Origin of the sequence: Actinophytocola sp. (genome assembly GCF_045807065.1) — a bacterium.
GTDB lineage: Bacteria > Actinomycetota > Actinomycetes > Mycobacteriales > Pseudonocardiaceae > Actinophytocola.
In genome coordinates, this window is sequence record NZ_JBJMIE010000600.1 from 1 (window position 1) to 6,166 (window position 6,166).

The 6,166-nt window shown below is 69.4% G+C and carries 5 protein-coding genes and 1 pseudogene; 3 read left to right on the plus strand and 3 right to left on the minus strand.

The features are described from left to right. The first annotated feature begins 74 nt into the window (after positions 1–74). A complete protein-coding gene (locus tag ACJ73U_RS35050; RefSeq protein ID WP_407782052.1) occupies positions 75–1,121 on the plus strand; it encodes an ABC transporter permease in 1,047 nt (348 codons plus the stop codon). 66 nt (positions 1,122–1,187) lie between these two features. On the opposite strand, the gene ACJ73U_RS35055 is transcribed toward ACJ73U_RS35050, so the two are convergent. Then, positions 1,188–1,691 carry a MarR family winged helix-turn-helix transcriptional regulator gene (locus ACJ73U_RS35055; RefSeq protein WP_407782053.1) on the minus strand — a complete coding sequence of 168 codons (504 nt, stop codon included), beginning with the start codon at positions 1,689–1,691 and terminating at the stop codon, positions 1,188–1,190. A gap of 71 nt (positions 1,692–1,762) precedes the next feature. Between ACJ73U_RS35055 and ACJ73U_RS35060 the strand changes: the two genes are divergently transcribed. Both ACJ73U_RS35060 and ACJ73U_RS35065 read left to right on the plus strand, forming a co-directional pair. Next, positions 1,763–2,068 (plus strand): MTH1187 family thiamine-binding protein, encoded by a 306-nt coding sequence (locus ACJ73U_RS35060; RefSeq protein ID WP_407782054.1) that lies wholly within the window; start codon positions 1,763–1,765, stop codon positions 2,066–2,068. A 103-nt stretch (positions 2,069–2,171) separates the two neighbouring features. Then, a complete protein-coding gene (locus ACJ73U_RS35065; protein WP_407782055.1) occupies positions 2,172–3,110 on the plus strand; it encodes a tetratricopeptide repeat protein in 939 nt (312 codons plus the stop codon). A gap of 769 nt (positions 3,111–3,879) precedes the next feature. Here ACJ73U_RS35065 and ACJ73U_RS35070 read toward each other — a convergent pair. Next, a complete protein-coding gene (locus ACJ73U_RS35070; RefSeq protein ID WP_407782056.1) occupies positions 3,880–5,361 on the minus strand; it encodes an aminopeptidase in 1,482 nt (493 codons plus the stop codon). 83 nt (positions 5,362–5,444) lie between these two features. Next, positions 5,445–6,166: pseudogene (locus ACJ73U_RS35075) on the minus strand (metalloprotease-like protein); the annotation flags it as partial.

The following is a 6,166-nucleotide window of genomic DNA, read 5'->3' on the forward strand; positions in this document are numbered from 1 at the left end:
CTGGCCGGGCTGCAGGTGCGCACGGCGACCCTGGAAGACGTCTTCCTCGAACTGACTGGGCGGGAGTACCGGGCATGACCGCGTTCAGGAGCCTCGCCACGGCGATGGTGAAGATCTTCTACCGGGACAAGGCGACGCTGTTCTTCACGTTCGTCTTCCCGCTGATGTTCCTGGTCGTGTTCGGGCTGCTGTTCCGCGACGCGGGCACCTCGAAGACCGAGATCGGCGTGGTCGGCAACGGCCCGGTGATCGCCGGGCTGGAGCAGACCGGCGCGTTGGAGCTGACCCACTTCAAGACCGTCGACGAGGCGGTGCGGAAGGTCAGGGACGGCGATCTGCCGGCGCTGGTCGCCGAGGACGGCGACCGGATCACCTACCGGTTCGCGCAGAGCGACCAGACGCGGGCCAGCGTCGTCGGCGGCATCGTGCAGGGCGTGGTCAGCCACATGAACCAGCAGGCCACGGGCCAGCCGGAGCGCTACACGATCGACGGGACCAATGTCGAGGACTCCTCGCTCAAGCCGATCCAGTACATCACCCCCGGCATCATGTCGTGGGGCGTCGCGGTGTCGGCGGTGTTCGGCGCCGCGCTGACGCTGGTGAGCTGGCGCCGCAAGCAGGTGCTGCGGCGGATCCGGCTCGCGCCGGTGTCCGTGCCGACGGTGCTGACCGCGCGGGTCGTGGTGACCTACGGCATCGCGATCGCGCAGGCGCTCGTGTTCATCGGCGTCGGGCTGCTGCCGGTGTTCGGGCTGAAGCTGACCGGGACGTGGTACCTCGCGATCCCGGTGTTCCTGCTGGGCATCCTGGCGTTCTTCGCGATAGGCATGCTGGTCGGCGCGTTCTGCAAGACCGAGGAGGCGGCGACCGGCGCGGCGAACATCGTGGTGCTGCCGATGGCGTTCCTGTCCGGCACGTTCTTCCCGATCGACCAGGCGCCGCCGTGGATGCGCGCGATCTCGGAGATCTTCCCGCTCCGGCACATGAACGACGGGATCACGGACTTCCTGGTCCGCGGCCAGGGCGCGAGCGCGCTGGTGGTGCCGTGCGCGGTGCTCGCCGGCTTCGTCCTGGTCGTCGGCCTGATCGCCGCGAAGGTCTTCCAGTGGGAGGACGCTTAGAGCCCCGTTCTGCTTTGTGCCAGATCGGCGCCCGATCAGCGGATACCTCAGGGGGAGGCGGACCAGCTAGTCCTCGAAGTCGCCCATTGCCTTGCGGACCTTGGCCAGCAGCTCGGTGAGCTGCTGGGTCTGCCGCTCGGTGAGGCCGCGCAGCCCGAAGTCGATCTCGGTGACCGCCTTCGTCGCGGCCTCGCGGCGCTCCCGGCCGGCTTCGGTGATCTCGGCGAGCGTGGTGCGGCGGTCGGTCGGGTGCGGGGCGCGCTTGACCAGCCCGTCGGCCTCGAGGCGGTCGACGATGTTGGTGACGCTCGTGGGGTGCAGCTGCAGCCGTTCGCCCATCACCCGCATGGGGAGGCTGCCGCGCTTGGCGAACGTGAGCAGGACGAGCGCCTCGTAGCGGGCGAAGGTCAGGCCGTGCGGGCGCAGCGCGGCGTCCACGGCGGACTGGAGCACCTGCTGGACGCGCATGATGCTGGTCACCGCGGCCATGGTGGTCGACGGTCCGACCCGGTCCTCCCAGATCCCCGCGGCACGGGCGATCGGATCGAACGGCAAGGCGCGGTGGCTCATGGAGCTTGAAGTTACCAGTCGGTACCGGCGAGGGTGCCCTCGCAGCGTGTTGTTGGACGAGAGGAGCCGACGTGTTAGTGGCGTTCAGCGTGGCCCCCGCGGGCGGCGAGTCGGACAGTGTCAGCGCGGCCGTCGCGGAGGCGGTCCGGGTGGTCCGCGAGAGTGGGTTGCCGTGTGAGACGAACGCGATGTTCACCAACGTCGAGGGCGAGTGGGACGAGGTGATGGCCGTGGTGAAGCGGGCGGTGGACGTCCTGGCGGCGACCGCGCCCCGGGTGTCGCTCGTGCTCAAGGCGGACATCCGGCCAGGTCACACGGGTCAGCTGACCGCGAAGGTGGCCAGGATCGAACAGCACCTGGCGGAGCGGGAGCGGTGATGTCACGCGGATCGGGCAAGGATGCGGAGTAGCGCGACACGCCGATGGCCGGCCATGCCAGGATGGATATGTGACAAGGCCAGACCCACGTCAAACCGCAGCATTGTCGGCCGCCCTGTCGGGGGCGGTTGACCTGTCGGGCCTGAAGGCCCGCGCCGAGGCAGCCAGCAAGGCGAAGGCGACCACCACCGCCACCACCGCCCCGGCTGACGGCGCAGCGCCAGCAGGCGAGTTCATCATCGACGTCACCGAGGAGACGTTCCAGGCCGAGGTCGTCGAGCGATCACTGCAGGTGCCGGTGATCGTCGACCTGTGGGCCGACTGGTGCGGACCGTGCAAGCAGCTGTCGCCGGTCCTGGAACGCCTGGCCAACGCGGCGAACGGCGCCTGGATCCTGGCGCGCGTCGACGTCGACGCCAACCCGCGCATCGCACAGCTCTTCGGTGTCCAGTCGATTCCCACAGTCGTGGCCATCGCCGGCGGCCAACCGGTGGAGGCGTTCGCGGGCGCACAGCCAGAGCCCCAGATCAAGCAGTGGCTGACGGCCCTGCTCGACGCCCTGCGCGACCGGCTCCCAGGCATCCGCGCGGCCGAACAGGGCGGCGGTGACGCCGAACCCGTCCCCGAGCCGGAGGACCCACGCTTCGTAGCCGCCGAAGAAGCCTTCGAAACGGGCGACTTCGACGCGGCAGCCGCGGCCTACCAGAAAATCCTCGACGAGGAACCAGCCAACGAGCAGGCCAAGGCAGCCCTGGCCCAGGTGAAGTTCCTGGCGAGGGCGGAGACAGCCGACCCATCAGCGATAGCCCGCGCGAACACCTCCCCGGACGACATAGACGCCCAACTACAGGCAGCGGACGTCGAGCTGGCGAACCAGCAGCCGGAAGAGGCGTTCAAGCGCCTGCTGGACGTGATCCGCCGAACAAGCGGCCCGGACCGCGACAAGGTGCGAACCCACCTGGTGGAACTGTTCGGCCTCTTCCCCGCGGAGGACCCGCTGGTCGCCAAGGCCCGCCGCGACCTGGCGAGCGCTCTCTTCTGACCGGCCCTTGACCGGGGCGGCAGAGACTTGGTGGGGGAGGGCTGCCGCCCCGGGCTCAGGTGGGAGACGGCTGCGCGGACCCCGGGCATGGCTCGACTCAGGGCGAGCGGATCAGCCTGGGTTGGCAAGGTGATGAGGCCGCCGGAGCCCTGCTGCCAAGCTGGCGAAGACGCGCCCTCAATCATTCGTGGCCAAGGTGACTGAGCCGAACCCAGGCCCCGTGGCCAAGGTGACAAATCACGACCCAAGCCCTGTCGCCAAAGTGACGGAGCCGGATCCAGCCCTGTGGCTAGGGTGGCGGAGCGGACCTCCCCGCTAGGCGGTTCGGTGGTGGTGGCGGGGGCAAGGCAGGCAGGCGCCAGCCTGCCCCCGGAGGGGTCTGCCCAGGGCGGCGGAGGCTCGCGGGTCAAGGGTGACGGCCGCTAGGCCGTCATCGGGCGGAGCCCGACGCCGAAGGCGCCCTTGAGGCGTGAGTCGCCGCCCGTACAATCCCGCCGCCACCACCGAACACCTGGGACGAGGCGCGCACCACGAACCACCCGAACACCCGGCACGCGACGCACACCACCAAGCCCACCGGACACCCGAGGACGCGGCGCGCACCACCATCCACGAACACCTGGGACGCGACGCGCACCCACCACACCCACCGAACACCCGGCACGCGACCGCACACCACCAACATTCAGCACGCCGCGCACCAACCACACACCGGCGACAGGACCAGCAGTCACCAGAGGCTCAGGCAGGACCACCAACCACCACAGACTCAGGCAAAGTCCTCGGTACAGGGACCCGATCCCTCGTCATACCCGCGCTGGAACGCCTCCACCCGGGCGAACCCGGACTGAACCTGCTTCCCACTGATATCCGCCGCGATCAGACTGTCGTCCTGCAGCAACTCGGCCACTGCCTCGTCCAGGTCGCCCACCGCCAGGTGGAGCTTCCCGTCCTGTGTGTTGGGGTCCTTGTCGACGGTGAAGCGAGTCCATGCCCCGGTGAGACAGGCAGTCCGCAGGCCGGCGTTCTCGTCGTCGAGGCTGGCCCCGATCTGCTTCTGGATGGCCATCGAGTACCGGGACGCGATCTCGGCGAAGGCGGCGAAGTCGCCGATGCCGGCACCCTTGGCCCCGGGTTCCGCGCCTTCGGCCGGCGGCTTGGCGATCTTCTTGAGCGCGTCGAGGTCGATGCCCACGATGTTCTCGTCCGGGCAGTACGTGGCCGGCGACGTCGACGATCCCTTCGCGCACTTCGAGCCGTTGGCGGTGATCTTCGGCTGCTCGGCGTTGTTGTCCTTGAACGCCTCGTCGAGGCTGTCCTGCAGCAGGCCGAGGATCTTCGAGTCGCTGGGGTCGACCTGGCCGCCGACCTTCTCATCGGCGGCGTTGCGTTCCTTCTCCTCGATGCGGCCGTCGATCTCGTGGGCGTCCATCGACGCGCAGCGCTTCGGGTCGTTGCGGAAGCCCTCCTGGAACGCGTACACGCGGTCGAACGCCACGCCGTGTGCGCCCTCGGTCCTGGCGGAGAGCCCGGCGGGGTCGCGGATGAAGAACACCGTCGCGAGGAGGTCGTTGAGGCCCTTGCCCGTGTTGAGCTGGAAGTGCTTCGACTTGCCCTCGGCGACCCAGCGCATGAAGTTGCCCATGTAGCAGTCGGCCTGCTGCTCACGCACGATCGTCGGCGTGGTCTGGGTCATGCTGCTCTTCTCGCCGAGCCGGAACTGCACGGCGTGCCCCATCTCGTGGGCCAGCACGCCGACCACCGACATCGCGCCGAACTGCTTGGTCAGGCCGGGCAGCAGCACGCCGCGGTCCCATGCGATCGCGTCCTCGCCGTTGCCGCCGCAGTAGAACGCGTTGACGAAGCCCGCCGTCGACTCGCCGCAGATCTGCACGGCGGTACCCCTGGAGTCGTAGGACACCAGGCGCTGGATGTGGGTGAACTTCTCGTCGAAGAGCTTGGGCAGCTGCTCGTCCCAGTAGTCGTACAGGTCGCTGACGGCGTTGGTCGCCAGCTTGTCCTCCGCGCTGCCGGTCGTGCCCTCGACCTTGAGGTCGGCGTCCGGCGCGCCGGAACGCGGGCCGGTCGGCCCGTCGTTGCTGACCGGGAGCCCACCCGCGTCGCTGGTGTCGATGTCGCTCATGGCGGCCGGGCTGCCCGCGACCGTCCTCTGGCCACACCCCCCGACCTGCGCCACCAACACCGCCACGGCGGCGAGGGTGAGACCCACCCGCACCCACTGCACTCGCACAGCTGCTCCCGTTCCAGAACCTTTGTGGTCGAGGGGCACCCTACTGGGCCGATCGGGGGTACGTACGGAGAACGGGCGAGCTGTTACAGGCCACACGACTTGACGCCCTGCAGAGCGCCCTGGCGGAACAGCGACACCCGGTCGAATCCCGTCGTCACGGCCTTGCCGGCCAGGTCGCGCCCCGCGTAGTCGTAGCGCAGCAGCACCTGGATGGCCTCGTCGAGGTCGCCGGGGGACAGCGTGAAGCCCGCCTTCCTGGTGAGCAGCGTGCCCGTGTACGCACCGGTCAGGCACAGCACCGCGCGCTGCGCGTCCTCGCCGTCCAGCTGCTTCCCCAGCTGCGCGAGCGCCGCCATGCTGTAGCGCGACGCGACCAGCGTGCCCGTCGCGAAGTCACCGATGTCGCGGTGGATCTTCGGCAGCTCACCCTGGGTGGCCACGTCGATCTCGCCGGTGTCCGAGCAGTACGCGATCGGGCCCTGGTCGGCCTTGCTGCACTCCGGGGTGTCCGCCGACGTGCGCACGGTCGGCGCGGTCCACTGCTTGCCGAGGCCGGTCATGATCGTGCCGTAGGACGGGCCGAGGTCCTCGGTGATGGTCGTCAGCAGGGAGTTGAACTCCAGGTTGCCGCCGCGCGCGGCGTCGGCCTGGTTCAGGAACCCGCGCTGGGTGAACGTGCGGTTCTCCGCGGTCATGTCCTTGCACAGGCCCACGCCCTGGTCGTAGCCGTCCTGGAAGGCGGACACGCGGTCGAACGCGTCGCCGTGCGCGCCCTCGTCGGACTGCTCGGTGCCGACCGGGTCGC